Raw genomic sequence first — 24,766 nt, forward strand, 5'->3', positions numbered from 1 at the left:
CGTGTTCAGCGTTACCGTCCGTGACCACATGATGATCGCCCACAGCTTCCGGGGTGAGGTGTTCGGTCCGGCCCAGCGCCTGCACGGCGCCACCTTCGTCGTCGACGCCACCTTCCGCCGCGCCGACCTCGACGCCGACGGCATCGTGGTCGACATCGGGCGGGCCACCGACCGGCTGCGCGCGGTGCTGGGCGAACTGACCTACCGCAACCTCGACGACGAGCCGGCGTTCGCGGGCGTGAACACCACCACCGAGGTGCTCGCCCGCACCGTCGCCGACCGGCTCGCCGAGGCGGCGCACGCCGGTGACCTCGGCGAGGGTGCGCGTGGCCTGGCCGGGATCACGGTGACCCTGCACGAGTCGCACGTGGCATGGGCCAGCTACGAACGGTCGCTGTGACGGGCACCGTCCACGCGGTGCTGCCCGGCGACATCGACGACCCGGCCACACCGAGCGGAGGCAACCGGTACGACCGGCGCGTCCTCGACGGCCTGGCCGCCGCCGGGTGGACCGTGCACGAGCACCCGGTACCCGGTCGCTGGCCGGACCCGGAGCCGGCCGACCGGGCCGGTCTCGCCCGGGTGCTCGACGCGCTGCCCGACGGGGCGGTCACCCTGCTCGACGGCCTGGTCGCCTCGGCCGTGCCCGAGATCCTCGCGCCGCGTGCCGGACGGCTGCGCCCGGTCGTGCTCGTGCACCTGCCGCTGGACCACGACGCCGAGCGCGCGGCACTGGCGTGCGCGGCGGCGGTCGTCACCACCAGCGGCTGGACGCGGCGGTGGCTCATCGACCGGTACGCGCTGCCCGCCGGGCGGATCCACGTCGCCGCGCCCGGCGTCGACCCGGCACCCCCGGCGGCCGGCTCGTCGACCGGCGGGGAACTGCTCTGCGTCGCGGCGGTCACCCCGCTCAAGGGACACGACACCCTGGTCGACGCGCTCGCCCGGGTCGCCGACCTGCCCTGGCGCTGCGTCTGCGCCGGGTCGCTCACCCGGGACCCGGTGTTCGTCGACCGGCTGCGGCGGCGCGTCGCCGACCAGGGTCTCGCCGGGCGGGTGCACCTGGCCGGCCCGTACCCCGGGGCCGATCTGGACGCCGCGTACGCGGCGGCCGACCTGCTGGTGCTGGCGTCGCGGATCGAGACGTACGGCATGGCGGTCACCGAGGCCCTCGCCCGTGGCGTACCGGTGCTGGCGACCGCGGCCGGCGGGCTGCCCGACACCCTGGGCCGCGCCCCGGACGGCACCCCGCCGGGGCTGCTCGTGCCCCCCGGTGACCCGGCCGCCCTGGCCGGCGCGCTGCGGCGCTGGCTCACCGACCCGGCGCTGCGCGGACGCCTGCGCCGGTCCGCCCGCGAGCGGCGGGCCGCCCTCGACGACTGGACGACGACGACCACCGCGCTGGCGACGGCGCTGGAAGGAGCGGCATGACCGTCGACCTGCCCGCGGGCTTCGCGGACTGGCTCACCCTGCGCGAGCCCGCCGACGCGGCGGCCCGCGCCACGGACCTCGTCGACCGGGTGCGGTCCCGGCTCACCGGCACCCCGCTGGTCGTGCACGACCTCGGCTGCGGCACCGGGTCGATGGGCCGCTGGCTCGCCCCGCGGCTGCCCGGTCCGCAGCACTGGATCCTGCACGACGGGGACGCCGGTCTGCTCGCCCGCGCCGCCGCCGACCTGCCCGCGGCCGCCGCCGACGGTGCCCCGGTGACCGTCGAGACCCGCCCCGGTGACCTGACCCGGCTCACCGCCGCCGACCTGGCCGGCGCCTCCCTGGTCACCGCGTCCGCGCTGCTGGACATGCTCACCGCCGACGAGGTCGAGCGGGTCGTCGCCGCCTGCGCCGGCCGGCCGGCCCTGTTCGCCCTGTCCGTCGTCGGCCGGGTGCGGTTCGATCCGGTCGACGCCCTCGACACCGAGATCGCGGAGGCGTTCAACGAGCACCAGCGCCGTACCGTCGGCGGCCGTGCCCTGCTCGGGCCGGACGCCGTCGACGTGGCGGCCGCCGCGTTCGTCCGGCACGGCGCCGACGTCGTGCTCCGGCCCAGCCCGTGGCGGCTCGGCCCGAAGGAACCGGACCTGTTCGAGGGGTGGTTCGCCGGCTGGCTCGACGCGGCCTGCGAGCAGCGGCCGGAGCTGATCGGCCCGGTCGGGGCGTACGCGCGGAGCCGGCGCGCCGCCGTCGCGGCCGGCCGGCTGACCGTTCTGATCGACCACCGCGACCTGCTCGCCCTGCCTACGGTGAACCCGTGAGCGTCGCCGTACGTGCCTACCCACGGGAAAGATCGTGAGGGAGGTCCGGATGGACACGGCGGTGACCACCGCACCCGCGGCGGGCCGGAGGGTCTCGGGGCGGGCCCTGGCATGGGTCCGGACGCTGGGCGGTGTCGGCATGCTCGGCGGGCTCCTCTGCTGGGTCGGCGCCGGCCCGTTCCTCGACGGGCTGCGCCTGATCGACGCCCCCGCGCTGGCGGCGGCGCTGGCCATCGGCGTGCTCACCACGGTGTGCTGCGCGTGGCGGTGGAGCCTGGTCGCCGGCGGGCTCGGGGTCCGGCTGCCGCTGCGAACCGCCGTGGCGCACTGCTACCGGGCGGTGTTCCTCAACGCGACGCTCCCCGGCGGGATCCTCGGCGACGTGCACCGCGCGGTTCGCCACGGGCGGGATTCCGGCGACGTCGGGCGGGGTATCCGTGCCGTCGTGTGGGAGCGAACCGCCGGACAGGTCGTGCTCGCCGCGGTGGCGGTGGTGGTGCTCGCCGCGTTCCCGTCCCCGGTCCGGCCGTACCTGCCGGCGGTGGCGGCGACCCTCGCCGCGCTCGGGCTCGGCGTGTTCCTGCTGGCCCGGGCGCTGCCGGTGGCCAAGCCGTCCCGCTTCGCGCGGGCGCTCGGCGCCGCGGTCGCCGACGTCCGTGCCGGGCTGCTGGCCCGCCGCACCTGGTGCGGGGTGCTGCTCGCCTCCGCGCTCGCGGTCGCCGGTCACCTGGCGACGTTCGTGCTCGCCGCCCGCACCGCCGGCTCCACCGCGCCGCTGTCCCTGCTGGTGCCGTTGACGCTGCTGGCGCTGCTCGCGATGGGGGTGCCGGCGAACGTCGCCGGCTTCGGGCCCCGCGAGGGCGTGGCCGCGTGGGCGTTCGGCGCCGCCGGCCTCTCCGCCGCCGAGGGCGTCTCGACGGCGACGGTGTACGGAGCCCTGGTGCTCGTCGCGAGCCTTCCCGGTGCCGCCGTCCTGGTGGCCCGTCGTGTCCGCGTGCCGGCCGGCACCGTCTGACAAGGAGTCCGATGCATTCCGCACCGCCCGCCACCACGATCCGTACCGAGGTCACCGTCCCGCTGCGCTTCCCCGACGGGTACACCACCACGGCGCGGGTCTTCTCCTTCGAGGGCCTGGCCGACGGGCGGGAGCACCTGGCGTTCGGGCTCGGCGACCGGGCCCACCCCCTCGACCCGGCGGGCACGCGCCGGCCCGTGCCGCTGGTCCGCCCGCACAGCGAGTGCCTCACCGGGGACGTGTTCGGCAGCCAGCGCTGCGACTGCGGTCCCCAGTTGCGGGAGGCCGTCGAGCGGATCGCCGACAGCGGCGGGTACCTGCTCTACCTGCGGCAGGAGGGCCGCGGCATCGGCCTGTACGCGAAGCTGGAGGCGTACGCGCTCCAGGAGGCCGGCCTCGACACGTACGACGCGAACCTCGCGCTCGGCCACCGCGAGGACGAGCGGGACTACACGGTGGCGGCGCAGATGCTCGCCGCGCTCGGCGTGGAGCAGGTCGCCCTGCTCAGCAACAACCCGGACAAGGCCGCCCAGCTGCACCGGCTCGGGGTCACCATCACCGAGCGGGTGCCCACGGGCGTGTACCTCTCCCCGGCGAACGCCGGCTACCTGGCCGCGAAGGTGACCCGCGGCGACCACGCCCTCGACCTACCTCTCGTCCATGACTGAGCGACCGTACGTCCTGCTCAGCTGCGCCGCCTCGATCGACGGCTACATCGACGACGCCACCGGCCAGCGGTTGGTGCTGTCCAACGAGGCCGACCTGGACCGGATCGACGAGGTGCGGGCCGGGTGCGACGCGATCCTGGTCGGCGCGGGCACGGTCCGCCGGGACGACCCGCGCCTGCTGGTGCGCTCCGACGCCCGCCGCGCCGACCGGGTCGCCCGGGGTCTGCCGGCCTCGCCGGCGCGGGTGACGCTCACCGGCTGCGGCGACCTCGACCCGGAGGCCCGGTTCTTCACCGTCGGTGACACCGACCGGTTCATCTACTGCGCGACCTCCGCGGTCGAGAAGACCCGCGAGCGCCTCGGCGACCGGGCCACCGTGGTCGACGCCGGGGAGCCGGTCGACCTGACCCGGGCGCTGGGGGACCTCGCCGCCCGGGGCGTACGCCGGTTGATGGTGGAGGGCGGCGCGAGCGTGCACGCCCAGTTCCTCACCGCCGGTCTCGCCGACGAGCTGCACCTGGTGGTCGCGCCGTTCTTCGTGGGCGACAGCCGCGCCCCGCGCTTCGGCGGCGACGGCTGCTTCCCCTGGCACGCCGGTCGCCGCGCCCGCGTCGCCGAGGTCCGCCAGATCGGCGACGTCGCGCTGGTGCGCTACGCGCTCTCCGACCGCTGCGCCGGCTGAGCGGCCGTCCCGCGGTCGAGGAACATCAGCCGGGCCCGCTTGTCCGGCAGGTCGACCAGCGGACCCGCCACGAACCCGCTGCGACGCAGGCGGGCCACCGCCCGGCCGTTGCGGGCGTCCGGCTCGGCGACGATCCGCCGGTGCGCCGGGTCAGCGAACACGAACGCGACCAGCACCCCGAGCAGGTGGCCGGTGAAGCCGGGCTCGGGGTGGGCCGGCGGGCCGATCAGCAGGTGCACGCCGTGGTCGCCGGGCCGGACGTCGTACACCTCGCCGACCGGGTCGGCGGCCGGCTCGTACGTCTGGAACAGCGCCACCGGCCGCCCGTCCCGGTGCGCCAGCCAGGCGTGGTGGGTGGGGAGGGAGTCCACGTACCGGTAGATCTCCGCCACCCGGTCCCGGCCGGCGTCGCGCATCCCCCAGAAGCGGGCCCGTTCCTGGCTGACCCAGCCGTGGATCAGGTCCGCGTCACGGTCCGGCTCCACCGGCCGCAGCTCGACGCGACCGAACCCCGCGACATCCCGCCCGAACACCACGTCACCCATCCCGCTCCTCGGTGAGGTCGTCCCAGTTCGTGACCACCGGCAGCAGCTCCCCGTGCTGCCACGCCGCGAGCTGGTCGGTGTGGTGCGCCGCGCCGGGCACCCCGTCGGCGCCGAGCGGCACGACCCACCGGCTGTCCTCGCGCCGCGCCAGGTCCCACGCGTACCGCGCCGCCGGCCCGCGCAGGCACCGGTCGGTGATCCCGGGCACGCTGGAGGTCGCGAGCACGCAGTCGTGGTCCCCGTCCAGCTCCGGCCCGCCGTCCGGGCCGGCGTCGGGCAGGGCCCGCCACGCGGCGAGCCGGTGCCGGGCGCCCCAGCGGGCGCCCGCGCCGCCGACGGCCGGGTCCAGGTCGCCGCCGGCGACCTCCACGAGCGCCTCCCGGGCGAGCGCCGCCGCGTCCGCCCCGGGCAGCACCCCCGGGGCCAGGAGCGCGCCGAGCGCCGTCCCCACCCGCGGCGTCAGCGCCAGCCAGGGCGCGAACAGCTCCGGGTACGCCGGTGGCTCGGCGAGCGCCGCGAGGGCCGGGTGGGCGGCGATCCGCCGCACCAGGGCGGCCCGCACGGCGGCGTACGCGCCCGCGTCCCCGCTGTCGGCGGCCATCCGGCGGTCCCAGCGCAGCAGCCGGTCCCGCAGCGCGGCCGCTTCCGGCGGCAGACCGTCCAGGTCGGACAGGATCGCGAGCAGCGACCCGGCGGCGGCCGCGTACGTGTCGGTGTGCACCTCGGCCATCCGCCCGGCGGTCCAGCCGGGGGACGCGTCGAGCAGGTCCCGGATGCGCCGCGCCCGGTACGGGGGCGCGAACTCCACCCCCAGTGGCGTGGAGACGCCACGTTCGTTTGCCATCACCGCGACGTCGGGCACCTCGGCGCGGGGCATCGCGTGCCAGCCCTGCCACGCGTGCCCGGGCTCCCAACCGGGCACCACACGCAGGCGGTTGTCGGGGTGGCGCGCGGGCACCATCCCGGCGGCGCGGTGCAGCAGGCCGCCGGTGGTGTCCGCGGCGAGGACGACGTTGACCGGCTCCACCCACACGTCCACGGCGGCGTCCACGTCGGCGACGGTCCGGGCGCGCAGCAGCGCCGGCAGCGCGGCGAAGCCCAGCTCGCCGGTGACGCGGGGCGGGTAGCGGAGGCTGATCGCCTCGGGCGCGTCCGGCCCCCCGACCACCACCGGTCCCCGGTCGGTCTCGACGACCTCCACGTCGACCGGGTCGCCCCCGGCCACGGTGATCGTCTCGGTGTGGGCCCGCGCGGGGCGCCAGCCGTCCGGCCCGTACGCCTCGACGCCGCCGCCGTCGCGGCGCAGCCGCTCGGCGTACAGGTCCTGGTAGTCGGCCATCGCGTTGGTGATCGCCCAGGCGACGTCGCCGGCGTGCCCGAAGTGGGCGACGCCCGGCACCCCGGGAACGGCCAGGCCGACCACGTCGTACTCCGGGCAGGCCAGCCGGATCTGCTGGTAGATGCCGGGGTCCTCGATGTACCGGTGCGGGTCGCCGGCCAGCAGCGCGGCGCCGGTGGCGGTGCGGTCCCCGGCGAGCAGCCAGCCGTTGCTGCCGGAGCTGGTCGGCCCGTCGGCGTGGAACAGCGTCACGGCGTCCGGGCCGAGCCGCCGGGCGACGTGCTCACGCCAGAGCTTGGTGGGGAAGCCGGCGAAGAGCACGTGGTGGGTGAGCCAGATCGCCAGCGGGGTCCACGGCTCCCACCGCCCGGGGGCGAGGCCGACGGCGGCGAACCGGGGGTCGCGCGCCGCGCCGGCGGCCAGGCCGTCGTTGACGCCGTCGACGTACCGGGCCACCCAGCCGGCGGTGGCCTCGTCGAGCCGGGCGTGGCACCGCCGGGCGGTGTCGTCGAGGCGGGCCTGCCGGGCGAACCGGTCCCACGGCACCGCGTCGGCGCCGAGGAACGCGGCGCTGGCGCCGAGCGACCGGTGCCGTTCGACCTCCAGCTGCCACGCCCGGTCGTAGGCGGTCACCCGGCCCTGCGCGTGGGCCAGCGAGCCGGGGTCGCCGGCCCGCAGGTGCGGCACGCCCCACCGGTCCCGGAACACCCGGCCACCCGCGCGGGCACCGCGCTCGGTGCCGGCGCGGGGCCCGGCGGTCCGGTGCCCCTGGGTGTGCTCGGCGCGCGCGCTCATTGGTGCACCCTTGTCTCACTCGAGCTGATGTTGGTTCGAGTGCACCGGTGACCGTCGGGCCATCGCCCAGCTCGCTCGATCTTTGAGGTCCAGCGTGAGTTCTGCGAGGCCCGGCGGCCCGGGACACCCCGACTGGCAACAGGGCTATGCGCCGTCGAGCGCCGCTCAATGAGCGACCGGCAGTGGTGTCCCGGAACCGCCAGGTGCTTCCCCACTGGTAGCGCAGCGGAGAGGCAACCATGAGTGTGACCGACAGTGCCGCGTCGGCGCGAGGGAACTCGGCCGGGGTGGACTGGGCCAAGGACGACTACGCCGTCTGCGTCATCGACGCCGACGGTGAGCCGTTGGAGCGGCTGACGCTGACATACACCAAGACCGGCCTGAGACGGCTGATCGACCTGCTCGACCGGCATCGGGTGGACGCGGTCGGCATCGAACGCCCGGACGGCCCGATCGTCGATGCGCTGCTGGCCGCCGACACGACCGTATACGTGATCCCACCCTCGCAGGTCAAAGCACTGCGCCGACGGTACGGCTCGGCCGGGAACAAGGACGACCGGTTCGACGCCTACGTCCTGGCCGACACGGTACGCACCGACCGGCGACGGCTGACCCCGCTCGTGCTGGACAGCCCACCGACCACCGCGCTGCGCAAGCTGTGCCGCGCCCGCAAAGACCTCATCGCCCACCGCATCGCGGTCGCCAACCAGCTGCGCGCTCACCTGGCCACGGCCCTGCCGGGCACCGTCGAGCTGTTCAACGACATCGACTCGCCGATCAGCCGGCAGTTCCTGACCCGGTTCACCACCCAGGACGCCCTGGACCGGCTGTCGCCCACACGCCTGGCCGGCTGGCTCAAGAGCGTGAGCTACAGCGGCCGCACCGACCCAGCCGTGCTGCACGCCCGCATCACCGCCGCGCCTCGCGGCGCCACCGGCGACTACGGACAGACCCTGGCCGGTATCACCCGCGCCTACCTCGCCACCCTGGCCGCGATCGTGGCCCAGATCGACACCCTCAACCAGCAGATCACCGACACCCTCGACCGGCACCCCGACCGGGACATCTTCACCAGCCTGCCCCGCTCCGGCACCGTCCGCGCCGCCCGGCTGCTCGCCGAAATCGGCGACGCCCGCGGCCGATTCCCCACCCCAGCATCCCTGGCCTGCCTCGCCGGCGTCGCCCCGTCGACCCGCGAATCCGGCAAGGTCCGCATCGTCGCCTTCCGCTGGGCCGTGGACAAACAACTCCGCGACGCCGTCTGCGACTTCGCTGGCGACAGCCGCCACGCCAACCCCTGGGCAGCCAACCTCTACCAACGAGCCCGCGCCCGCGGCCACGACCACCCCCACGCCGTCCGCATCCTCGCCCGCGCCTGGCTCGACATCATCTGGAAGTGCTGGACCACCAACACCCCCTACAACCCCGACCGGCACCGAGCCCTCCAACACTTGCTCAGCCAAGATCAACCGGCGATGGCTTGACACAGGGCAACTCACGCCGTGACCTCGGTCGCGGTGCGGCGGCGGGCCGCCGGTACGACCAGCGGGGTCCCGGTCTCGGGGTCGTCGATGACGCGGCAGGGCAGCCCGAACACCTCCGCGACGAGGGCGGCCGTCACCACCTCCCGGGGCGGGCCGGCCGCGACCACCCGCCCGTCGCGCATCGCGATCAGGTGGCTGGCGTACCGCGCCGCGTGGTTCAGGTCGTGGAGCACCGCGACCAGCGTACGGCCCTGCTCCTCGTGCAGCCGTGCGCAGAGGTCCAGGATCTCGATCTGGTGGGCGATGTCCAGATAGGTCGTCGGCTCGTCCAGCAGCAGCAGGGGAGTCTGCTGGGCGAGGGCCATCGCCAGCCACACCCGTTGCCGCTGCCCGCCGGAGAGCTCGTCGACCGCGCGGTCGGCGAGGTCCGCGACGCCGGTTGCGGCCATCGACTCGGTGACCACCCGCTCGTCCTCGCGGGACCACTGCCGCAGCAGCCCCTGGTGCGGGTAGCGGCCCCGGGCGACCAGCTCGGCGACGCCGATGCCGTCCGGCGCGACCGACGACTGCGGCAGCAGGCCGAGGGTCCGGGCGACGGCCCGGGCCGGTCGCCGCTGGATGTCCTCCCCGTCCAGCAGCACCGCCCCCACGGCCGGCTTGAGCAGCCGCGACAGGGCCCGCAGCAGGGTGGACTTGCCGCACGCGTTCGGGCCGATCACCACGGTGAAGGAGTGGTCGGGGATGTCGACGGTCAGGTCGCGGGCGATGGTCCGCCGCTCGTACGCGAGGGTCATCGCGGTGCCGCGCAACCGGGACTGCATGCTCGGTGCTCCGTTCTCGTTCGGGGCCGTCACCGCCGGCCCGTTCGGGGCCGGCCGGCTCGGGGCCGTCACAGCCGACCGGCCCGGCGCTCGCTGGCGAGGAGCCAGACCAGGTATCCGCCGCCGAGCACCCCGGTCACGACGCCCACCGGCAGCTGGTGGCCGGGGAAGGCGCGCTGCGCCACCTGGTCGGCGGCGACCAGCAGCAGCGCACCGAGAGCGGCCGAGGGCAGCAGGTTCGGCCCCGGCGCGCGGGTGAGCCGCCGGGCCAGGTGCGGCGCGGTGAGCGCGACGAAGTTGACCGGCCCGGCGGCTGCCGCCGCGAGGGACACCAGCAGCACCGCGGTGGCGAGCAGGGCCAGCCGGAGCCGCTGCACCGGGACGCCGAGGGCGCTGGCGGCGTCGTCGCCCATCTCCACCAGCCGCAGCGCCGGCCCGGCGGCGGCCAGCACCACCGTTCCCAGCCCGGCCAGGGCGACCAGCAGCGGTACGGCGTGCGTCCAACCGCGCCCGTCGAGGCTGCCGGTCAGCCAGAGCACGGCCCGGGCGGCGTCCATCAGCGGGGCGCGGGTGAGCAGCCACCCGTTGACGCCGGTGAGGATCGCGGCGACGCCGATGCCGACGAGGACCAGCCGGTACCCGTGCACGCCGCGGCGCCAGGCCAGCGCGTACACCAGCGCGCCGGTGGCGAGGCCGCTGGCCACCGCGGCGCCGGACAGCATCGCGCTGGTGCCGCCGACGACGACCACGACGAGCGCGCCGGTGGCCGCGCCCTGGGTGAAGCCCAGCAGGTCGGGGCTGCCCAGCGGGTTGCGGACCAGCGACTGGAAGACCGCGCCGGCCAGCGCCAGCGCGGCGCCGACGGCGGCGGCGGTGACCAAACGGGGCAGCCGCAACTCGTGGACGATGAAGTGCTCGGCCGGCGTGCCGTCGCCGGCCAGGGTGCGCAGCACGTCGGCGGCGCTCATCGGGTAGTCGCCGCTGCCCAGCGCGAGCACGCCCACCACCAGGGTGAGCAGGGCGCAGGTGGCGCCCACGGCGAGGGCGCGGGGGCGCAGGCGCAACGACAGCCCGCCGGGGGTACGCAGGACGATCACGGGTGGGCCACCCGCCCCCGCAGCACCAGCCAGAGGAAGAGCGGCCCGCCGAGCACGGCGGTCACCATGCCGACCTGGAGTTCGCCCGGCCGGCTCAGCACCCGGCCGACCACGTCGGCCCCGAGCAGGAGCACCGGCGCGAGCACCGCGCAGTACGGCAGCAGCCAGCGCAGGTCCGGCCCGGTGAGCGCGCGGACCAGGTGCGGCACGAGCAGCCCGACGAAGACGATCGGCCCGCACGCCGCGGTCGCGGCCCCGCAGAGCAGGGTGACCGCCACGATGACCGCGCCCCGGACCAGGGCGGGCCGCGCGCCGAGTGCGCGGGCGGTGTCGTCGCCGAGCGCGAGCGCGTTGAGCGGCCGGGCGACGGCGAGGGCGACCAGCAGCCCCGCTCCGGCGAACGGGGCGACCGTGCCGACGGTGGTGGCGTTGGCGCTCGCGAGGGAACCGACGGTCCAGAACCGCAGCCGTTCCAACGAGGCGGTGTCGAGCAGCATGACGGCGCTCACGTACGAGTAGAGCGTCGCGTTGAGCGCCGCGCCGGCCAGGGCCAGCCGGGCGGGCGTGGCGCCGCGTCCGCCGCCGACCAGGTAGACGGCGGCCGTGACGGCGGCGGCGCCGAGCAGCGCGAACCAGACCTGCCCCCCGACGGTGGCTACGCCGACCAGCGCGGTGCCGGTGGCCACCGCCGCCGAGGCGCCGGCGTTGATGCCGAGCAGGCCGGGATCCGCGAGCGGGTTACGGGTCAGCGCCTGCATGACCGCGCCGGCCACGCCGAGTGCGACGCCGGCGAGCAGGCCGAGCAGCGTACGCGGCAGCCGCATGCGGTGCACCACGGCGTACTCGGCGGCGCCCGGGTCGAGCAGTCCCCGCCACACGTCGGCGAGGGGGAGCGACTTCGCGCCGACGGTGATGCTGAGCACCGCGACGGTGGCGAGCACGAGCGTGGCGGCCACCAGCCCGCCGGCCCGCGTGGCGGCACGGCCACGACGTGACGGCGCGTCCGGGGCGCCCGCCACGAGATCGGACAGTGGTGGATGAGTGACGGACAGGGTGGACTCCGATGTGGTGCGGAACGCCGGGGCGGGGCTTGACAGCACCTTAGGTTAGGTTAACCTAACCCCCGCTGTCCATGGTCATCGCGACCCCCGACCGAAAGACCTGCCATGTCGCATCCCGTGCCCGCCCGCCGACTCTCCCGTCGCGGCCTGCTCGCCGCCGCCGGCGGCGCCACCCTGGCCGCCCTCCTCGCCGGCTGCGGCCGGGACGACACCGACACCCCGTCCGCCGGCGCCACCTCCAGCGGGCCGTGGTCGTTCACCGACGACCGCGGCGAGAAGCTCACCGCCGTCGCCCGCCCGACCCGCGTGGTCGCCTTCACCGGCGTGGCCGCCGCCCTGGTCGACTTCGGGCTCGACAAGCAGATCGTCGGCGTCTTCGGCGAGACCAAGCGCGCCGACGGCAGCAAGGACCCGCAGGCCGGCGACCTCAACGTCGAGGGCGTCGAGATCCTGGGCAACGTGTGGGGCGAGTTCAACCTGGAGAAGTACGCCGCCCTGCGCCCCGAACTGCTGGTCACCCACATGTACGACCCCGGCGCGCTCTGGTACGTCCCGGACGAGAGCAAGGACAAGATCGTCCCGCTCGCGCCGGTCGCCGCGATCACCACCGCGCGGGTGCCGATGACCAAGCCCATCGAGCGGTACGCGCAGCTCGCCGAGTCCCTCGGCGCCGACCTGTCGGCCGCGAAGGTCACCGACGCCAAGGCCCGCTTCGAGGCCGCCGCCGAATCGGTCCGCCAGGCCGTCAAGGCCAACCCCGGCATCAGGGTGATGGCCTGCTCCGGCAGCCCCGACCTGTTCTACGTGTCCAACCCGAAGGTCAGCACCGACCTCATGTTCTTCGCCGAGCTGGGCGTCGACATCGTGGTGCCCACCAAGCTGGAGGCCGGCGACTACTTCGAGGCGCTCAGCTGGGAGAACGCCGGGAAGTTCCCGGCCGACCTGATCCTGCTGGACAACCGCAGCACCGCGCTCCAACCCAAGGACCTCGCCGCCAAGCCCACCTGGGCCCAGCTGCCCGCCGTCAAGGCCAACCAGGTCACCCCCTGGGACGCCGTGCCGCGCTTCTCGTACGCGGGCGCCGCGCCGCTGCTGGAGAACCTGGCCACCGCCATCAAGGGCGCGAAGAAGCTCGCCGGCTGACCCGGGAACGTCCCGGCCGGCGAGGTCGCCGGCCGGGACACGCCTCCGGATCACAGCTCCCGGTACATGACGTGCAGGCCGACCCGGCCCCGCTCGGGGTGCCGGAAGGCGCCCGGCACCGTGCCCACCACCGCGAAACCCTCCCGCCGGTAGAGGTCGACGGCCCGGGCGTTGCTCTCCACCACCGCGTTGAACTGCATCCCCGCGTACCCCCGCTCGCGGGCCCAGGCCAGCGCGTGCCGGCACAGCGCGGTCCCCACACCCCGGCCCCGGGCCTCCCGGGCGACCATGAAACTCGCCGTCGCGACGTGGTCGCCCGGACCGGGGCGGTTGGTCCCCATCTTCGCGGTGCCCAGCACCGCGCCGCCGTCCACCGCGACGACGGTCCGTCCCGGCGGCGCCTCCACCCACATCGGGTACGCGGCCCCGGCGGTCAGGCCCGGGTCGTACGCGAAGGTGTCGGCCGCCCGGACCACCTCCGCGACGATCAGCCACACCTGAGCCCAGTCGGCGTCGTCGAACTCTCGGATCCGCATCGGGACGTACGCTAGGCAGCCGGGCGCCGCGGTCGCAAGCGGATTCCTCCCGGTGGGTGCATCCGCGGACACTACCCGGGCCGGCCGCCGTCCGCGTCCCCGCCGACGGCGGCTCAGCCGGGGCGTACCCCGGTCGGCCGGTGGGCGGGCGTGCCGCTGCCGGCGCCGCCGCCGCCCGCCAGGCGGCTGAGTCCGGGGCGTACCCCGGTCGGCCGGTGGGCCGGGGCGCCGCCGTCGTGGTCGGCCGCCAGCCCGACGGTGGCCGTGGGGCGCAGCGGCGGCGCCGGCAACATCGGCGCGTCCCGGCCGGTGCCGCGACGGCCGTCGCCGTCCGGTGTCGCGGTCTCCTCGTGGTAGTCCTGCTCGACGTTGACCGCCCAGACGTCGTGCCGGGCTCCCCGCGCGATGTTCTCGGCGGTCAGCATCGCCGTCAGCATCGAGTGGTCCTGGTTGTTGTAGCGGTGCATGCCGTTGCGACCCACCGGATGCACGTTCGGCACCTCGCGGGCCAGCCACTCCCGGATCACGTCGACGTTGCGCTGGTAGCGCTCGTCGTAGACCGGGTACGCCTTCGGCATCCGCACCACGTAGCCGGCCTCGACGACGCCCGGGCGCACCAGCCCCAGCGCCTCCAGTTCCGCCGTCGCCGAGGCGATCAGGTCCGCGTCGGGCGTCCGCCACGTCTCGTCGTCCACCGAGACGAAGTACTCCAGGCCGAGGCAGGTGCGGCCGTCCTTCACGAGGTGCGGTGACCAGGAGCCGAAGTTCTGGATCCGGCCCACCTGCACGCCCGGGTCGTGCACGTAGATCCAGTTGTCCGGGAACGAGAACTCGGCCGGGACCACCAGCGCCACGGTGAGGAAGTCCCGGTACCGCAGGTCCTCCGCGGCGGCCCGGACCTCCGGCGGTGGCGCCGGCCGCAGCGCGGCCACCAGCTCGGAGATGGGCATCGAGGAGACGACGTGGTCGGCCGGCTCGGTCCGCCGGCCGCCGGCACCGTCGACGGTGACCGCGACCGCCCGCCGGTGCTCCGGATCCCGGTGCACGGCGGTGACCCACGTGCCGGTGGCCACCCGGCCGCCGCGCCGCCGAACCACCTCGGCGCAGCGCTCCCACATCATTCCGGGACCCAGCTTCGGGTACTGGAACTCCTCGATGAGGCTGGTCACGTCCTTGCGGTTGCGCTTCGGGAGCACCGCGTTGCGGACGGCCTTGGCCAGTGACAGGTTCTTGATCCGCTGCGCCGCCCAGTCGGCCTGCAGGCGGTCGGCCGGCATACCCCAGACCTTTTCGGTGTACGTCTTGAAGAAGATCGAGTACAGCCGCCAGCCGAACCGGGCCGACACCCACCCCTCGAAGTGCGACTGGTCGCGCGGCGGCCGCAGGCGGGCCCGCGCGTACGAGCCCATGCACCGGGCGGCCTCCCACAGACCCAGGTTCCGCAGCGCGTTGGCGGCGCTCAGCGGGTAGTCGTAGAGCGCTCCCCGGTAGTAGATCCGGCTCATCCGGGGCCGGAGCAGGAAGTCCTCGTCGGGGAGGATCTCGTGCCAGAAGTCCTCGACCCGGGACACCTTCGTGAAGAAGCGGTGCCCGCCGATGTCGAAGCGCCACCCGTCCCGCTCCACGGTCCGGCTGATCCCGCCGACCACCTCGTCGGCCTCGAACACCCGCACCGGGGCGCCCCAGCGGAGCAGCTCGTACGCGGCGGTCAGCCCCGCCGGACCCGCACCGATCACCACGGTGCCGTTCTCGTCGCCCATACGCCCGCGCCTCCGTACCCCGTCGACACCCCGTCGACCGGACGGCCGGCCGCTTACCCGGCCCGGCGGCGATGTCACCTGCCGACCGCAGGTGTCGACGGCCCCGGGCGGGGTACGCGGCACCGTTCGTGGTGGGGACGGTCGGGGGACGGATGGTCGACGGGGGGCGGGTGCGCGGACTGCTCGCGCGGGTGCCCGCCCCCTGGCCGTACGTGCTCGCGGTCTTCGTCGGCACGAAGGTCGTCCTCAGCCTGGTCGGCGTGGTCGCGCTCGCCGCCTTTGACGAGATCCCGTGGTCGCCGCCGCCGGACGAGGCGGTGATGCGCCAGCAGCAGCGGGAGGTCTCACCGCACCGGTGGCTCTCGCTCTGGTTCGCCTGGGACTCGTTCCTCTACGACCACCTGGCCCGCCAGCCGCTCGACGAGCCGTGGCGGGACTTCGGTTTCCCCCTGTTGTACCCGTTCCTCGCCCGGCCGCTCGCCCCGCTGCTCGGCGGCGACACCGCGCTGGCGCTGCTGCTCGTCGCCAACGCGGCCCTCGTCGGCATGCTGTACTACGCCCACCGGCTCGGCGAGCGGCTGCTCGGCGACGGCACCGACCGCAGCGGCGCCGGCGACAACGGCGACAACGGCGACAACGGCGGCGACGCGGCGGCCCGGCGGTTCGTCCGCTACCTGGTGCTGTTGCCGGCCGCGTTCCTGTTCCACGCGGCGCTGACCGAGTCGCTCTTCCTCTGCCTCGCCCTGGCCACCTTCCACTACGCGGAGCACCGGCGCTGGCTGCTGGTCGGGGTGATCGGCTTCTTCCTGGCGCTGAGCCGCTCGGCCGGGTTCTTCGTCGTCGTCCCGCTGGCCCTGGTGCTGCTCCGCCAGCACCGCTACCGGCTCGACCCGCGCTCGCTCTGGACCTACCTGCGCACCGGCTGGCCGCTGCTGCTGGTGCCCGCCGGTTGGCTCGCCTTCATGGCGTTCTGCCGGTGGCAGGGCGGCGACTGGTTCGCCTACAAGCACACCCAGGAGGAGGGGTGGGGCATCCGCGTGCAGAACCCGCTCGGCGTGCTCTGGCACGGCCTCACCGGAACGGCACCGCGCGACGCCCTGCGGGTCTGGATCGCCGTCGTGGTCCTGGCCGTCCTGGTCGCGGGCGCCCGCCGGCTCGGGCTGCCCTACCTGGTGTACGGCGTGATGATGGTGCTGGTGCCGGTGTCCATGGGCCCACCGGTCTACAAGAGCCTGCTGCGCTACCTGCTGGCGGTCTTCCCGGTGGCCCTGGTGCTCGCCAGCTGGACCCGGCGGGTCACCGTCGACGTCTGGTTGACCGCCGCCCTCGCCCTGCTCCAGGGTGCGCTGTTCGTCGCGTGGCTGGCGTACTGGACGCACTTCATCATCTGACCGGGCCCGCGCTGTCGCGGCGGACCAGTTCGGCCGCGAGCACCTCGACCCGGGGGGCCGGGCCGCCCGCGTCCAGCGCCAGCGACATCGCCCGTGCGCCCATCTCCACCAGCGGCAGCCGGACCGTCGTCAGGGCCGGGGTGACGTCCCGGGCGATCGGCATGTCGTCGAAGCCGGTCACCGTCACCTCCCGCGGCACCGCCACGGAGCGCGCGCGCAGGGCGGCGAGCGCCCCGATCGCCATCGTGTCGTTGAGCGCCACGATCGCGGTGATCCCCGGCTCCGCGTCGAGCAGGTCACCGGTCGCGGCGACCCCGCCGTCCCGGTCGAACGCCGCGTACCGGATCCGCCGCTCCGGCAGGTCGCGGCCGTGCTCGGCGAGCGCGGCGCGCAGCCCGGCGAGCCGGTCGGTCGTGGTGGTGAGCACCTCGGGGCCGGCGACCACGCCGATCGCCCGGTGCCCCAGCCGGCACAGCTCGGTGCCGAGCAGCCAGCCGCCGGTGCGGTTGTCCGGCATCACCGCGTCACCGGAGTGCTCGTGCCGCCCGATGACCGCCACCCGGCCGCCGGTCGCCTCGTACGCGGCCAGCTTCTCGTTGAGCCGCCGGGTGAACTCCGCGTCGTGGTACCCGGAGCCGGCCAGGATGATCGCCGCCACCTGCTGCCCCCGCAGCAGCTCGACGTACTCCAGCTCCCGGTCCGGGTCGCGGTAGCTGTTGCAGATCATCAGCAGCCGGCCCTGGTCACCGGCGACCCGTTGCAGCCCCCGGGTGACCTCGGCGAAGTACGGGTCCGAGACGTCGTGCACGATCACGCCGACGGCGGTGCGCTGCGGGCGGGCCAGCAACTGGGCGTGCGCGTTCGGGACGTACTGCAACTCGGCGACGGCGCGCAGCACCCGCTCGCGCAGCTCGTCGGTGACCGGCTTGCTGCTGCCGTTGATGACCCGCGACGCGGTGGCGGGGGAGACGCCGGCCCGTCGGGCCACGTCCGACAGGGTCGCCATGACCGCCCCTCTCGCTCCATCGACGGTCCTCTCACGGTACCTGATCTAGGAATGCCGCCGGCCGCGCCGGATCGCGGGGCGGTGGCCGGCGGGTGATCCACCTCCCGGTGTCGATCCGGCGGGGCCCCGGTTCCGTACCCCCCGGGACCCGGGCCCACCGGACGGCCCCGGCGGCGACGGAGCGCGCATGGTGACGGTACGGGGCGGGCGGAACGCGGGACCGGCGACGGTCCTTCCGGGCCGGAGGGCGGGACGGCGGCGGTCCGTGCTGGTGGTGGCGGGCGACGCGGCGGAGGCCGCGACCACGCGGACGCACCTGGAGCGGGCCGGCTACGAGGTGGGACTCGCGTCGGACGCGCGGCGCGGACTGGACCGGTGGCGCTCGGAGCGCCCGGACCTGGTCGTCGTCGGGCGGCGGCTGCCCCCGCTGGACGGAGCCGACTTCTGCCGCATCCTGCGGTCCCGGTCGGACGTGCCGATCCTGGTCCTCGTCGACCCGCCCGCAGCGGACGGCCCGCCGGCGGGGTCGTCCGGCCGGTCACCGGACACTCCGGACACCGTCGGCGTCGCCGACGAGACGGTGCGGGCCCTGGACGCCGGCGCGGACGACGTGCTGTCCGTGCCGTACCCCGTTCCCGAGTTCGCCGCCCGGGTACGGGCGCTGCTGCGGCGCGCACCGACGCCCGGTGCGGACGTCGTTCTGCGGGTCGGTGCCCTGGAGATCGACACCCGCGCGGTGGAGGTCCGCCTCGGCGGGGCCCGGGTCGAGCTGACCGCCCGGGAGTTCGAGATCCTGGTCGTGCTGGCGCGGGCGGCCGGTCGCGTCCACAGTCGACGGCAGATCATCGACGTCGCGTACGGGGCCGACCGGTACGTCTCGGACCGGGCCGTCGACGCGCACATGGTCAACCTCCGGCGCAAGCTGGACGCCGTCACGCCGGGCAGGCCGTACCTGCGGACCGTGCACGGACGGGGTTACCTGCTCGCCGAGCCGCCGTGAACGGCGCGGAATCTGTCGGTGGGCGTCCCTACTGTGCCCGGCATGGTGATGGTGAGGTTCGTCGACGGGACGACGTCCGGCGCCCGGGACGAGGCCTGGCATCTGGAGATCTTCGAGGAGCGGCTGCCGCTGCGGGAGCTGATCCGCCGGCGCGTCTTCCAGGAGGTGGCCGAGCACAACGCGCGCCAGCCGGAGGTGTTCCGGGGGCTGGTGCAGCCGGGCGGCACCGAGCGCACGCTGAACGGCTACCGGATGCGGGAGCGGCGCCGGGTGGACGCCGACGAGCAGTTCGCGCGGGCGGTGGAGGCGTTCACCCGCAACGGGTTCGTGGTGCTCGTCGACGACCGCCAGGTGGAGGAGCTGGACGTCGAGGTCGACCTGCGGGTCGGCACCGAGGTGTGCTTCCTCAAGCTCGTCCCGCTGGTGGGTGGCTGATGAGCGTCCTGCCGTCCGCCCTGCGCCCAGGCGCCCCCACCGATGAGCGCCTTCGCGCGCAGCTCGACGCCGCGTCCCGGTGTTGGACGTACTGGCGGCTCGACCAGCTCGCCCGGCTGTGCCGGGAGGTGCGGCGGGTCGACGGCGAGCTGCCCGGCCACGCCGTCGCGGTGGCCCGCCGCACGGCGCTGGCGACCTACCACGCCAGCGGCCCGCTGCACGACGTTCTGGCCACTGTGGACGCGCCGCTGCTCAGCCCTGGCGAGGCGTGGGCCGACCGGGTGCTCGCCGACCTGCCCGACCTCGGGGCCGGCTGGCCCGAGCTGGTGCGGCACGCCCTGACCGCCACCTCGGCGCGCCCGTCGGCCCGCTGGGAGCGGCAGGCCCGGTCCCTGCTCGATCAGGTGGGGCCGGCCGGGTACCGCGACACGGTGACCGGGTGGCTGGCGCTGGTCTGGCGGCCCCGCACCTTCCCGCTCGACCGGGGAGAGTACGACCCGGACATCGCCCACGCGTACGACCCGTACAACGCCACCGCGCTGCGGGGCCTGGTGTGGCTGCTCGCGCTGGCCGTCGACGGCCCGGCCGACGCCGCCACCGCGCGCACGCTCGGTGGCCTGGTCGAGACGTCGCTGCGCAAGGTCGCCGGCATCGGCCCGCGCAACCCCAAGGTCGCCAACGCCGCGGTGTGGGCGCTGGCCCGGCTGGACGGCGACGACGCCCTGGCCCAGCTCGCCCGCCTCGCCACCCGGGTCACCTACAAGGGCACGCTCAAGGAGTTGACCGCGGCGCTGGACCGGCGCGCCGAGGCCCTCGGCCTGTCCCGGGCCGAGGTGGAGGAGCTCGCCGTGCCGACGTACGGCCTGACCGAGGTGGGCCGCCGGGTGGAGCGGCTCGGCGACGCCGAGGCCGAGCTGACCGTCACCGCCGGATCGGTGTCGCTCACCTGGCGCACCGCCGCCGGCCGGGTGGTGAAGAGCCCGCCGGCGGCCGTCCGCCGCGACCGTCCCGAGGAGCTGCGCGAGCTGAAGGCGGCGGTCAAGGACGTCGAGAAGATGCTGGCCGCCCAGGCCGAGCGCCTCGACCGGCAGGTCCTCGGCCGGCGTAGCTGGCCGTACGCCACGTGGCGCGCCCGCTACCTCGACCATCCGCTGGTCGGCACCCTCGGCCGGCGGCTGATCTGGCTGGTCGACGGCCAGCCGTGCGGGTTCGCCGACGGCGCGCTGCGCACCCTCGACGGCGACCCGGTCACGGCGACCGGCGGCGCCGCCGTGACGCTGTGGCACCCGATCGGGCGGGACGTGGCCGAGGTCCTGGCCTGGCGCGCGTGGCTGGAACGGCACGGCGTCGTGCAGCCGTTCAAGCAGGCCCACCGGGAGGTCTACCTGCTGACCGCCGCCGAGGAACGCACCGGGGTCTACTCGAACCGGTTCGCCGCCCACGTCCTGCGCCAGCACCAGTTCCACGCGCTCGCCGCGGTCCGGGGCTGGCGCAACCGGCTGCGGCTGATGGTCGACGACGACTACCCGCCGGCGACGCGGGAGCTGCCCGAGTGGGGCCTGCGGGCCGAGTTCTGGGTCGAGGGCGCCGGCGACGACTACGGCGTGGACACCAGCGAGTCGGGGGCGTACCTGCGCGTGGTGACCGACCAGGTGCGCTTCTACCCGGTGCACGCCCCGGAGAACCTGGCCCACGCCGGCGGTGGCGGGTACGAGCAGTGGGTGCGCGGCGGCGCCGGTCCGGTCGCGCCGCTGCCGCTGGACCAGGTCCCGCCGCTGGTGCTCAGCGAGGTGATGCGCGACGTCGACCTCTTCGTCGGTGTGGCGAGCGTCGGCAACGACCCGACCTGGTCCGACGGCGGGCCCACCGGCCGGTACCGCGAGTACTGGCACTCGTACGGGTTCGGCGAGCTGTCGGCCACCGCGGAGACCCGCCGTGACCTGCTCGCCCGGCTGGTGCCTCGGCTGGCGGTGGCCGACCGGTGCGAGGTGGACGGCCGCTTCCTGCGAGTCCGGGGTGACCTGCGCGACTACAAGATCCACCTCGGGTCGGGCAACATCCTGATGAGCCCCAACGACCAGTACCTGTGCATCGTCCCGAAACAGGCGGTGGAGGCCGGGCCGACCGGCGTCTTCCTTCCCTTCGAGGGCGACCGGATGCTCGGCGTCATCCTCAGCAAGGCGCGGCTGCTCGCCCGGGACACGCAGATCACCGACCCGACCATCACCTCGCAGATCCGGCGGTGACGACGGGCGGCCGGGTGGTGTCGGTGGCACCACCCCGGATGGGGCTGTTCCCGTGCGAGCAGATAACCCGGCTGCGGCAGCGGCCGATGATCGGCAAGGATGGGAGCCCGCCGCACGGGGAGGTCTCAAGTGTTCACGCTGCCGTTGACCGAGGACGTGGTCCTGCGTCCGCTGGAGCCCTGGCGGGCCGAGGAGTTCCTCGCCCACCTGGACCGGGCCCGGGAGCACATCCGTCCCTGGGTGGGGCCGTCGTTCGTGGCCACCGACCTCGACTCGGCCCGCGCGGTGCTCCAGCGCCACGCCGACCGTTGGGCCCACGACGCCGGCGGCATCTGGGGCCTGTGGGACCGGGGCGTCCTCGTCGGTGGGGTGCTGTTCGTGTCCTTCGACGCCGCCCTCGGGCTCTGCGAGGCGGGGTGCTGGCTGGAGCCGGCGGCCGAGGGGCGGGGGCTGGTCAGCCGGGCGGTCACCCACCTGGTCGACTGGGCCGTCCAGGAACGCGGCATCCAGCGGGTGGAGTGGCGCTGCAACGCGCGCAACGACCGCAGCATCGCCGTGGCCCGCCGGCTCGGGTTCTCCCTCGACGGCACGCTGCGCTCGGTCTACCCGGCGCCGGTGGGCGAGGGGCGGGTCGACATGGAGGTCTGGTCGGTGCTCGCCGACGAGTGGCGGGCGCGCGGGTCAGAGGTGGTCGAGCACCGCGTGCAGTGACCGGGGCGCCCGCTCCGGGCGCAGCGCGTCGACCAGCAGCCGCGCGTACGCCGCCTTGCGCCCCGACCGGGTGCCGATGAACCGGCGCAGTTGCGCCTCGACCGGCCGGCCGCGCTGCGCGGGCTGCCGCTGGAACAGGTCCCACGAGTGCAGGTCACCGGCCGCGGTGAGGACCGCCCGGACCCCGTCCACCCCGGCGGCCCGGATCAGTTCGTCCTCCAGGTCGGCGACGCAGACGTGGAAGCCGTACGCCGCCAGGTCGGCGCGGGTGAGGGCGGCGCCGAGCCCGGCGCGGGCCAGGCCGCGCCGGACGAAGCCCTCCTCCGGCGCGTCGTAGAGGCCGGCCAGCCGGAGGCCGAGGCCCGGCGGCCCGAGCGCGTCGAGGAAGTGACCGACGTTCGTCACGCCGCCCATCGGCAGCACGCGGACCCCCTCGGCCGGCAGGTCCCGCCCCATCCGGGCGGCGAGCGTCTCCAGGGCGACGCGGTCGCTGGCGCCCTCGACGAGCACGACCGCGCGGACGGCGTCGTCGAGGGCCGGAACCAGGACATGCGGCGACGTCCCGGCGCGGCCGGGCGGTGACGCCGACACCGGCCCGGGCACGGGCGACCTCCTCATCGCCCGCCATCATCCTGCGGCGGAGGCGGCGCCGCCCAGCGAATTCCGGGCGGAGCCGCCTCCCGGTGCGTCAGGGCAGGGCCTTGAGGAACGGTCCGTGGTTGAGCCGGAACTCCCAGTTGTAGTACCGGTCCCAGTTGATCGACCAGGTCATCAGTCCCCGGAAGTTCGGGTTGGTGCCGCTGCGCGGGGCGTACGAGCCGCAGCTCTGGCCTCGTACCAGGCAGGTGACGGCGGCCTGCACGCCCGCCGGCGCCACGTACCCGTTGCCGGCGCTGACCGACGACGGCGCGCCGAAGGCGACCTGGTCCTCGCGCAGGGCGGGGAAGACGCGGTCCGCGTTGCCGGCGACCGGGAAGCCGGCGAGCAGCATGTCGGTCATCGCGATGTGGAAGTCGGCGCCGCCCATGGTGTGGTACTGGTTGTCGAGCCCGACGATCGGGCCGGAGTTGTAGTCCTGCACGTGCAGCACCGTGAGGTCGTTGCGCAGGGCGTGGATCACCGGCAGGTACGAGCCGGCGCGCGGGTCCTGGCCGCCCCACGGGCCCGGCCCGTAGAACTGGTAGCCGAGCTGCACGAAGAACGTCTCGGGCGCCATGGTGAGCACGAAGTTCGCGCCGTACCGCTGCTTGAGCGCGCGGATCGCGGCGATCAGGTTGACGATCACCGGCGTGGTCGGGTTGCGGAAGTCGGTGTCGCCGGCGTTCAGGTAGAGCGAGTGCCCCTCGAAGTCGATGTCGAGGCCGTTCAGGCCGTACCGGTCGATGATCGCCGAGACCGACCGGACGAAGGTGTCCCGGGCGGCGGTCGTGGTGAGCTGGACCTGGCCGTTCTGCCCGCCGATGGAGAGCAGCACCTTCTTGCCCTGCTGCTGCTTGGCGCGGATCGCCGCGATGAACTCGGCCTCCGTCTCGACGCCGGGGCACTCGGCCGCCGGGCAGAGCTGGAAGCGGATGTCGCCCGAGGTCACGCTGGTGGGCTCGCCGAAGGCGAGGTTGATGATGTCCCAGTCGGCCGGCACGTCGGCCATCCGCAGGTACCCGGAACCGTTGGCGAAGCTCGCGTGCAGGTAGCCGATCAGAGCGTGTTTCGGCAACCCGCCGGGTGGCGGGGTGGTCGGCGGCGGCGTGGTCGGGGGCGGAGTGGTCGGCGGCGGCGTGGTGGGTGGCGCGGTGGTGGGCGGGGGAGTGGTGGTGGGCGGGCTGGTCGGGCCGCCTCCGCACGGCGCGCCGTTCAGGGTGCAGTCGGTGGGGGAGCCGGGACCGGTGGCGAGGAAGCCGAAGGAGACGGAGGCGCCCGGCGCGACGGTGCCGTTCCAGGACCGGTTCGTGAACGTGTGCCGCCCGCCGGAGCTGCTCACCGTGGCGTCCCAGTACGAGCCGAGGGTGGTGCCGGTGGGCAGGGTGAAGGCGACCTGCCATCCGGTCAGCGTGCTCGTGCCGCCGTTGGTGATCGTGTACTTCCCCTCCCATCCGGTGCCCCAGTCGGAGGTCTTGACGAACGTGGCGGTGGGACCGGCCGCCCGGGCGGGCGCGGCCAGGACCAGCGTGGTGCCGGCGACGGTGACGAGGGCCGCGACGGCGGCCAGCAACAGATTTCGGGCAGGGCGACGCATCCGGACCTCCCGGTACGTGGGGCCGTCGGATCGACGGATGCACAATTATTAGGATTGTTAACTGTAGTTGTCCAGGCTCCGGCATGGACGGTTTCTGTCGTACCCGGGCGGCACCATGCATCCATGGCTGTCCCCGCCCTCACCCCTGACGCCGGCCGGCCGCGCTCCCTGCCGCTGCGCGAGGCGCGCACCCGGTTCACCCAGCTCGTCGCCCTGGCCGAGCTGACCGACACCGTCACCCTGCTCACCCGCGACGGCGATCCCCGGCCGGTCGCCGCGATCGTCCCGGCCACCGCCGCCCGCAGCGCCGCGCCGGCCCGCGCCGACGCGGACCGCCTCGCCGCCGTCACCGCCGGCTGGGCCCGCCGGCTCGACGAGGCCCACCGGCGCGGCGCCCAGCGGCACGCCGCCGAGCTGCGAGCCGTGACCACCGCGCTCGCCGAGGTGTGGGCCGAGCTCGACCGGCGGATCCCGCCGGGCACCGACCCGACGCTCGCCCGGCTGCGCGCCGCCCACGCCGACCTGCTGGCCGGCTGAGCCGCCGGG

Annotated in this window: 24 protein-coding genes; 14 read left to right on the forward strand and 10 right to left on the reverse strand. The window is 75.2% G+C overall.

Translation table 11 applies throughout. The features are described from left to right. Nucleotide 1 precedes the first annotated feature (1 nt). Genes ACN26Y_RS20205 through ACN26Y_RS20230 form a run of 6 tightly spaced genes read left to right on the forward strand, consistent with a single transcriptional unit; the run spans nucleotide 2 to nucleotide 4,617 of the window. On the forward strand, nucleotides 2-400 hold the full coding sequence (locus ACN26Y_RS20205) for a 6-pyruvoyl trahydropterin synthase family protein (RefSeq protein WP_155331786.1): 399 nt from the start codon (nucleotides 2-4) through the stop codon (nucleotides 398-400). Then, nucleotides 397-1,431, forward strand: a complete 1,035-nt coding sequence (locus ACN26Y_RS20210) for a glycosyltransferase family 4 protein (RefSeq protein WP_155331787.1) — start codon at nucleotides 397-399, stop codon at nucleotides 1,429-1,431. The genes ACN26Y_RS20205 and ACN26Y_RS20210 overlap by 4 nt, the downstream gene beginning before the upstream one ends. After that, complete coding sequence (locus ACN26Y_RS20215; RefSeq protein ID WP_422733271.1) at nucleotides 1,428-2,252, forward strand: methyltransferase domain-containing protein; 825 nt, start codon at nucleotides 1,428-1,430, stop codon at nucleotides 2,250-2,252. The genes ACN26Y_RS20210 and ACN26Y_RS20215 overlap by 4 nt, the downstream gene beginning before the upstream one ends. Before the next feature lie 49 nt (nucleotides 2,253-2,301). After that, nucleotides 2,302-3,267: a lysylphosphatidylglycerol synthase transmembrane domain-containing protein gene (locus ACN26Y_RS20220; RefSeq protein ID WP_422733272.1), complete on the forward strand. Its 966-nt coding sequence runs from the start codon at nucleotides 2,302-2,304 to the stop codon at nucleotides 3,265-3,267. An 11-nt stretch (nucleotides 3,268-3,278) separates the two neighbouring features. Beyond that, the gene (locus ACN26Y_RS20225) at nucleotides 3,279-3,935 is read left to right on the forward strand and encodes a GTP cyclohydrolase II (protein ID WP_155331790.1); all 657 of its coding nucleotides are present in this window, start codon (nucleotides 3,279-3,281) and stop codon (nucleotides 3,933-3,935) included. Further along, the gene (locus tag ACN26Y_RS20230) at nucleotides 3,928-4,617 is read left to right on the forward strand and encodes a RibD family protein (protein WP_422733273.1); all 690 of its coding nucleotides are present in this window, start codon (nucleotides 3,928-3,930) and stop codon (nucleotides 4,615-4,617) included. The genes ACN26Y_RS20225 and ACN26Y_RS20230 overlap by 8 nt, the downstream gene beginning before the upstream one ends. Here ACN26Y_RS20230 and ACN26Y_RS20235 read toward each other — a convergent pair. Both ACN26Y_RS20235 and ACN26Y_RS20240 read right to left on the reverse strand, forming a co-directional pair. Next, nucleotides 4,587-5,162, reverse strand: coding sequence for a GNAT family N-acetyltransferase (locus ACN26Y_RS20235; RefSeq protein ID WP_422733274.1), 576 nt, complete (start codon nucleotides 5,160-5,162; stop codon nucleotides 4,587-4,589). The genes ACN26Y_RS20230 and ACN26Y_RS20235 overlap by 31 nt on opposite strands. Next, nucleotides 5,155-7,296: a penicillin acylase family protein gene (locus ACN26Y_RS20240; protein ID WP_422733275.1), complete on the reverse strand. Its 2,142-nt coding sequence runs from the start codon at nucleotides 7,294-7,296 to the stop codon at nucleotides 5,155-5,157. Before ACN26Y_RS20240 ends, ACN26Y_RS20235 begins: the two co-directional genes overlap by 8 nt. A gap of 239 nt (nucleotides 7,297-7,535) precedes the next feature. On the opposite strand from ACN26Y_RS20240, the gene ACN26Y_RS20245 reads away from it, so the two are divergent. Beyond that, nucleotides 7,536-8,780 (forward strand): IS110 family transposase, encoded by a 1,245-nt coding sequence (locus ACN26Y_RS20245; protein ID WP_155329394.1) that lies wholly within the window; start codon nucleotides 7,536-7,538, stop codon nucleotides 8,778-8,780. Between the two features lie 11 nt (nucleotides 8,781-8,791). Here the strand turns inward: ACN26Y_RS20245 and ACN26Y_RS20250 are convergent, their stop codons facing one another. The 3 genes from ACN26Y_RS20250 to ACN26Y_RS20260 form a co-directional block, all read right to left on the reverse strand. Beyond that, nucleotides 8,792-9,601, reverse strand: coding sequence for an ABC transporter ATP-binding protein (locus ACN26Y_RS20250; RefSeq protein WP_155331794.1), 810 nt, complete (start codon nucleotides 9,599-9,601; stop codon nucleotides 8,792-8,794). A gap of 68 nt (nucleotides 9,602-9,669) precedes the next feature. Beyond that, nucleotides 9,670-10,698, reverse strand: coding sequence for a FecCD family ABC transporter permease (locus tag ACN26Y_RS20255; RefSeq protein ID WP_155331795.1), 1,029 nt, complete (start codon nucleotides 10,696-10,698; stop codon nucleotides 9,670-9,672). Further along, nucleotides 10,695-11,798, reverse strand: coding sequence for a FecCD family ABC transporter permease (locus ACN26Y_RS20260; protein WP_155331796.1), 1,104 nt, complete (start codon nucleotides 11,796-11,798; stop codon nucleotides 10,695-10,697). Before ACN26Y_RS20260 ends, ACN26Y_RS20255 begins: the two co-directional genes overlap by 4 nt. A 66-nt stretch (nucleotides 11,799-11,864) precedes the next feature. On the opposite strand from ACN26Y_RS20260, the gene ACN26Y_RS20265 reads away from it, so the two are divergent. After that, nucleotides 11,865-12,902, forward strand: a complete 1,038-nt coding sequence (locus ACN26Y_RS20265; RefSeq protein WP_155331797.1) for an ABC transporter substrate-binding protein — start codon at nucleotides 11,865-11,867, stop codon at nucleotides 12,900-12,902. 50 nt (nucleotides 12,903-12,952) lie between these two features. On the opposite strand, the gene ACN26Y_RS20270 is transcribed toward ACN26Y_RS20265, so the two are convergent. Then, the gene (locus ACN26Y_RS20270; RefSeq protein WP_155331798.1) at nucleotides 12,953-13,438 is read right to left on the reverse strand and encodes a GNAT family N-acetyltransferase; all 486 of its coding nucleotides are present in this window, start codon (nucleotides 13,436-13,438) and stop codon (nucleotides 12,953-12,955) included. A 113-nt stretch (nucleotides 13,439-13,551) separates the two neighbouring features. Continuing rightward, complete coding sequence (locus tag ACN26Y_RS20275) at nucleotides 13,552-15,198, reverse strand: NAD(P)/FAD-dependent oxidoreductase (protein WP_230688658.1); 1,647 nt, start codon at nucleotides 15,196-15,198, stop codon at nucleotides 13,552-13,554. A 170-nt stretch (nucleotides 15,199-15,368) separates the two neighbouring features. On the opposite strand from ACN26Y_RS20275, the gene ACN26Y_RS20280 reads away from it, so the two are divergent. After that, nucleotides 15,369-16,589 (forward strand): hypothetical protein, encoded by a 1,221-nt coding sequence (locus ACN26Y_RS20280; RefSeq protein ID WP_230688659.1) that lies wholly within the window; start codon nucleotides 15,369-15,371, stop codon nucleotides 16,587-16,589. Here the strand turns inward: ACN26Y_RS20280 and ACN26Y_RS20285 are convergent. Beyond that, entirely contained in the window at nucleotides 16,582-17,595 is a 1,014-nt protein-coding gene (locus tag ACN26Y_RS20285; protein ID WP_366602422.1) for a LacI family DNA-binding transcriptional regulator, read from the reverse strand. The genes ACN26Y_RS20280 and ACN26Y_RS20285 overlap by 8 nt on opposite strands. 265 nt (nucleotides 17,596-17,860) lie before the next feature. Between ACN26Y_RS20285 and ACN26Y_RS20290 the strand changes: the two genes are divergently transcribed. The 4 genes from ACN26Y_RS20290 (at nucleotide 17,861) to ACN26Y_RS20305 (ending at nucleotide 21,987) form a co-directional block, all read left to right on the forward strand. After that, nucleotides 17,861-18,595: a response regulator transcription factor gene (locus ACN26Y_RS20290; RefSeq protein ID WP_422733276.1), complete on the forward strand. Its 735-nt coding sequence runs from the start codon at nucleotides 17,861-17,863 to the stop codon at nucleotides 18,593-18,595. Between the two features lie 42 nt (nucleotides 18,596-18,637). Next, entirely contained in the window at nucleotides 18,638-19,030 is a 393-nt protein-coding gene (locus tag ACN26Y_RS20295) for a hypothetical protein (RefSeq protein WP_422733277.1), read from the forward strand. Beyond that, nucleotides 19,030-21,276 (forward strand): DUF4132 domain-containing protein, encoded by a 2,247-nt coding sequence (locus ACN26Y_RS20300; protein WP_422733278.1) that lies wholly within the window; start codon nucleotides 19,030-19,032, stop codon nucleotides 21,274-21,276. Before ACN26Y_RS20295 ends, ACN26Y_RS20300 begins: the two co-directional genes overlap by 1 nt. A gap of 129 nt (nucleotides 21,277-21,405) precedes the next feature. Continuing rightward, nucleotides 21,406-21,987, forward strand: coding sequence for a GNAT family N-acetyltransferase (locus ACN26Y_RS20305; RefSeq protein WP_155331804.1), 582 nt, complete (start codon nucleotides 21,406-21,408; stop codon nucleotides 21,985-21,987). Here ACN26Y_RS20305 and ACN26Y_RS20310 read toward each other — a convergent pair. Continuing rightward, complete coding sequence (locus tag ACN26Y_RS20310; RefSeq protein WP_422733279.1) at nucleotides 21,958-22,590, reverse strand: TOPRIM nucleotidyl transferase/hydrolase domain-containing protein; 633 nt, start codon at nucleotides 22,588-22,590, stop codon at nucleotides 21,958-21,960. The two genes, ACN26Y_RS20305 and ACN26Y_RS20310, sit on opposite strands and share 30 nt — an antisense overlap. An 85-nt stretch (nucleotides 22,591-22,675) precedes the next feature. Next, nucleotides 22,676-24,199, reverse strand: a complete 1,524-nt coding sequence (locus tag ACN26Y_RS20315) for a chitinase (protein ID WP_422734956.1) — start codon at nucleotides 24,197-24,199, stop codon at nucleotides 22,676-22,678. Nucleotides 24,200-24,343: 144 nt separating this feature from the next. Between ACN26Y_RS20315 and ACN26Y_RS20320 the strand changes: the two genes are divergently transcribed. Next, a complete protein-coding gene (locus ACN26Y_RS20320) occupies nucleotides 24,344-24,757 on the forward strand; it encodes a type II toxin-antitoxin system Phd/YefM family antitoxin (protein ID WP_422733280.1) in 414 nt (137 codons plus the stop codon). Nucleotides 24,758-24,766 lie beyond the last annotated feature (9 nt).

Source organism: Micromonospora sp. WMMD558 (assembly GCF_049315255.1).
Classification (GTDB): domain Bacteria; phylum Actinomycetota; class Actinomycetes; order Mycobacteriales; family Micromonosporaceae; genus Micromonospora.

Coding starts and splice junctions, on each gene's coding strand:
- ACN26Y_RS20270 (WP_155331798.1), bottom strand. CDS start 13,438: ATGCGGATCCGAGAGTTCGACGACGCCGACTGGGCTCAGGTGTGGCTG.
- ACN26Y_RS20225 (WP_155331790.1), top strand. CDS start 3,279: ATGCATTCCGCACCGCCCGCCACCACGATCCGTACCGAGGTCACCGTC.
- ACN26Y_RS20235 (WP_422733274.1), bottom strand. CDS start 5,162: ATGGGTGACGTGGTGTTCGGGCGGGATGTCGCGGGGTTCGGTCGCGTC.
- ACN26Y_RS20245 (WP_155329394.1), top strand. CDS start 7,536: ATGAGTGTGACCGACAGTGCCGCGTCGGCGCGAGGGAACTCGGCCGGG.
- ACN26Y_RS20220 (WP_422733272.1), top strand. CDS start 2,302: ATGGACACGGCGGTGACCACCGCACCCGCGGCGGGCCGGAGGGTCTCG.
- ACN26Y_RS20300 (WP_422733278.1), top strand. CDS start 19,030: ATGAGCGTCCTGCCGTCCGCCCTGCGCCCAGGCGCCCCCACCGATGAG.
- ACN26Y_RS20250 (WP_155331794.1), bottom strand. CDS start 9,601: ATGCAGTCCCGGTTGCGCGGCACCGCGATGACCCTCGCGTACGAGCGG.
- ACN26Y_RS20230 (WP_422733273.1), top strand. CDS start 3,928: ATGACTGAGCGACCGTACGTCCTGCTCAGCTGCGCCGCCTCGATCGAC.
- ACN26Y_RS20265 (WP_155331797.1), top strand. CDS start 11,865: ATGTCGCATCCCGTGCCCGCCCGCCGACTCTCCCGTCGCGGCCTGCTC.
- ACN26Y_RS20295 (WP_422733277.1), top strand. CDS start 18,638: ATGGTGATGGTGAGGTTCGTCGACGGGACGACGTCCGGCGCCCGGGAC.
- ACN26Y_RS20240 (WP_422733275.1), bottom strand. CDS start 7,296: ATGAGCGCGCGCGCCGAGCACACCCAGGGGCACCGGACCGCCGGGCCC.
- ACN26Y_RS20215 (WP_422733271.1), top strand. CDS start 1,428: ATGACCGTCGACCTGCCCGCGGGCTTCGCGGACTGGCTCACCCTGCGC.
- ACN26Y_RS20285 (WP_366602422.1), bottom strand. CDS start 17,595: ATGGCGACCCTGTCGGACGTGGCCCGACGGGCCGGCGTCTCCCCCGCC.
- ACN26Y_RS20275 (WP_230688658.1), bottom strand. CDS start 15,198: ATGGGCGACGAGAACGGCACCGTGGTGATCGGTGCGGGTCCGGCGGGG.
- ACN26Y_RS20320 (WP_422733280.1), top strand. CDS start 24,344: ATGGCTGTCCCCGCCCTCACCCCTGACGCCGGCCGGCCGCGCTCCCTG.